At 46.4% G+C, this 2412-nt stretch carries 2 protein-coding genes; one reads left to right on the top strand and one right to left on the bottom strand.

Annotated features, from left to right (window positions below):
- Positions 1–198: 198 nt before the first annotated feature.
- Positions 199–1038 carry a P-loop NTPase gene (locus tag ACR0QE_RS13350; protein ID WP_432628824.1) on the bottom strand — a complete coding sequence of 280 codons (840 nt, stop codon included), beginning with the start codon at positions 1036–1038 and terminating at the stop codon, positions 199–201.
- A 409-nt stretch (positions 1039–1447) separates the two neighbouring features.
- Here ACR0QE_RS13350 and ACR0QE_RS13345 point away from each other — a divergent pair, with 409 nt between their 5' ends.
- Complete coding sequence (locus ACR0QE_RS13345; protein WP_432628823.1) at positions 1448–2155, top strand: GTP pyrophosphokinase; 708 nt, start codon at positions 1448–1450, stop codon at positions 2153–2155.
- Positions 2156–2412: the final 257 nt, after the last annotated feature.

Below are 2412 nucleotides of genomic sequence, written 5' to 3'. Positions count from 1 at the left end.
CGGCTAAAGCTCGTTGGGTTCTCATATACATGAACTTCCAAATATGCTCGAAAGTATATAAGACTAATTCGTTTCTATGAGACTTTCATTATCAATCATTCTGATGAATGAATTAACGATAACATACGGCTCGTGTCAAAACCGTTTTTTAATCTTTAATTTTCCATACATATATTATAGTAATCCCACTCACACTCTTTACAGAGCCAGTACCTTCTCAGCAGCACTCTCCATCCAGTCTTCCTTCAGATACTCTACCGTACCTGCATCCACGTTCTCGGCGATCTTCGGATCGATCGGAATCTTTGCAAGTACCGGAATACCATACTGCTCTGCAATCTCATCGATGTGGCTTTCTCCGAACACAGAAATCTTCTTTCCGCAGTCCGGACAGCTTAAATAGCTCATGTTCTCGACAAGACCGAGAATCGGAACATTCATCTTCTTCGCCATGTTCACTGCCTTTGCAACGATCATGGAAACCAGCTCCTGCGGAGAGGTTACAATGATGATTCCGCTCAGCGGCAGAGACTGGAATACGGTCAGCGGAACATCACCGGTTCCCGGAGGCATATCAACGAACATATAGTCAACATCCTTCCAGAGTGCATCACTCCAGAACTGCTTTACTGCACCTGCAATGACCGGTCCTCTCCAGATCACCGGATCTGTGTCCTTATCGAGAAGCAGGTTTGCAGACATGATATCAATACCGGTAGCCGTCGTTGCCGGAACCATCATGCCATCCTCCGTCACAGACAGACCATCTGTGCCGAGACCAAATGCCTTCGGGATCGACGGACCTGTGATATCTGCATCCAGAATCGCGGTGTGCTTTCCCTTTTCATTTATCTTCACTGCCATCAGCGCGGTGACAAGAGACTTTCCTACTCCGCCTTTTCCGCTCACAACGCCAATTACGTGCTTAACGCTGCTTGCAGGATTGAGCGGTGCTAAAAAGCTGGTCGGCTGACCTCCATTCCGGCTCGGACAGCTCTCTCCACAGCTGTTGCAGTCATGCGTACAATTCTCACTCATGTGAATTTTCCTCCAATTCTGATTCTTCTTATCTTTTGTGTGCGTTCGCAATCCCCCAGATCAAGCAATTTTAAACATACACATTTTTAGACCCTCGTTTCATTGTAGTTCATTTAACAGGCTTTTGCAAGCCTTTCTTTTTTCATAGTGCTTTCCGAATCTCTTTTCTTGTCACCGTTCACACGTCGCATAATTGGTAACAGACTTTGCTAATGCCCTATTTTTCACTCCGGGTGTTTCCTCCTCTTCGAATTTCTTGAATTTGTGAATTTTTTAATTTTTTCTCATTTTATCGCTTGTCGTTTTAGTAAAAACTGCTTATAATGAACATGTATCCGGGCAGGATGTCTCCCATGCTCCCGCTCCCTGATACAGAATTCTAAATTTATCGATACCAAGGGGTTTTAAAATGAATGTAAATATGAATCCAAACAGTGAGCTGATCCAGTCCGCCGTCAATGTCCCGAATCTCGCACAGGTTCCGGAGGCGCTGATCAGCCAGGCAAGACAGTTCCAGTCCGCAATGATGATGTACACCTGTGCAATCCGCGAAGTAAAGACAAAACTTGAGGTCTTAAATGATGAGCTCTCGATCCGCCATCAGCGCAACCCGATCGAAGTTATCAAGTCCCGCGTGAAAAAACCGACGAGCATTGTCGAAAAGCTGATCCGCCGGAATCTCCCGGTATCTGTGGAATCCATGTGTTCGAATCTCGACGATATCGCCGGAATCCGCGTGATCTGTTCCTTTGTCGATGACATTTACACCGTCGCCAACATGCTTGTCAGCCAGGATGATGTGACCGTCATCGCAATCAAGGACTATATCAAACATCCGAAACCAAACGGTTACCGCAGTTACCATCTGATCATCGAAGTTCCGGTCTACTTCTCCGAGGAGAAACGAAACATCCGTGTTGAGGTTCAGATCCGCACGATTGCGATGGATTTCTGGGCAAGTCTTGATCATCAGCTCAAATACAAGAAGGATGTCGATAATGCTGAGGAGATCGGAGAACAGCTTCGCCAGTGTGCCGAAGTCATCGCAGAGACCGACCAGCGCATGCTCTCCATCCGAAAAGACATCGAGGCAAAGACCGTCAAAAAGGAATCCTAAACTTCTGCACCGAATTCACATCTTTGCGGAGCATCTTTTATTTTATAGGAGGTAATTTCCTATCATACAAAAAAGAGACAGCAGGGAACCGATCGTTCGATTCTCTTCTGTCTCTTTTGCTTTCTGTCAAGACCTTTCTTCCATCCGGAATCCCTGCGCAGTCTCGCGGAGCGTATAACTCAGAAGGGGATTGTCTCCCCTCCTGAGAAAGTTTGTGATCCCCCCACCTATAGAGGAGGGGGACATCCACTCTGAGT

The organism is Brotaphodocola sp. (assembly GCF_050873065.1).
Classification (GTDB): domain Bacteria; phylum Bacillota; class Clostridia; order Lachnospirales; family Lachnospiraceae; genus Brotaphodocola.
Note: the sequence above shows the minus strand (reverse complement) of the source record. Positions and strands in the feature narration are given on the sequence as shown.

Bases quoted from the DNA above. Each gene is read 5' to 3' on its own strand.
- ACR0QE_RS13345 (WP_432628823.1), top strand. From the start codon at position 1,448: ATGAATGTAAATATGAATCCAAACAGTGAGCTGATCCAGTCCGCCGTC.
- ACR0QE_RS13350 (WP_432628824.1), bottom strand. From the start codon at position 1,038: ATGAGTGAGAATTGTACGCATGACTGCAACAGCTGTGGAGAGAGCTGT.